This is a genomic window from Agrobacterium sp. DSM 25558 (assembly GCF_900100825.1).
Lineage (GTDB): Bacteria > Pseudomonadota > Alphaproteobacteria > Rhizobiales > Rhizobiaceae > Agrobacterium.
Genome location: NZ_FMUD01000092.1, coordinates 1 through 861, shown reverse-complemented (window position 1 = coordinate 861; position 861 = coordinate 1). Strand labels below are relative to the sequence as shown.

The following is an 861-nucleotide window of genomic DNA, read 5'->3' as shown; positions in this document are numbered from 1 at the left end:
GGGAGATGTGCGCCGCAGGCGGTGGACAACCGAGCAGAAGCTGACAATGATTGAGCAGAGTTTTGAACCAGGCGAGACGGTATCGTCCACCGCTCGCCGCCATGGCGTTGCGCCCAATTTGCTTTATCGGTGGCGCAGGCTTTTGAGCGAGGGAGGTGCTGCAGCCGTGGATTCTGACGAGCCGGTGGTCGGCAATTCGGAAGTGAAGAAACTGGAAGATCGCGTCCGCGAGCTGGAGCGCATGCTCGGCCGTAAGACAATGGAGGTCGAAATCCTCCGCGACGCCCTTTCCAAAGCGGACTCAAAAAAACGGATATCGCGGCCGATCTTGTTGCCGAAGGACGGTTCGCGATGAAGGCCGTCGCAGACACGCTAGGCGTCTCCCGTTCCAACCTCATCGAGCGGCTGAAAGGCAAATCAAAGCCGCGTGGGCCTACCACAAGATCGAGGATGCAGAGCTTCTGCCCGCCATTCGCAGGCTGGTGGATCAAAGGCCAACCTATGGCTATCGGCGGATCGCCGCGCTTCTCAATCGCGAAAGGCGAGCCGCCGATCAGCCTGTCGTCAACGCCAAACGGGTTCATCGTATCATGGGCAACCATGCCATGCTGCTCGAGAAACATACGGCCGTTCGCAAAGGCCGCATCCATGATGGCAAGGTCATGGTCATGCGCTCTAACCTTCGCTGGTGCTCGGACGGTCTGGAGTTCACCTGCTGGAATGGCGAGATCATTCGTCTCGCCTTCATCATCGACGCCTTCGACCGCGAGATCATCGCTTGGACGGCAGTCGCCAATGCAGGCATCTCCGGCTCTGACGTGCGCGACATGATGTTGGAGGCAGTCGAGAAACGCTTCCGCG

General features: G+C 59.2%; 1 pseudogene. It reads left to right on the top strand.

Features of this window, described 5'->3' with window-relative positions:
- Positions 1-7 precede the first annotated feature (7 nt).
- Positions 8-861, top strand: a pseudogene (locus DSM25558_RS28740) (IS3 family transposase); the annotation flags it as partial.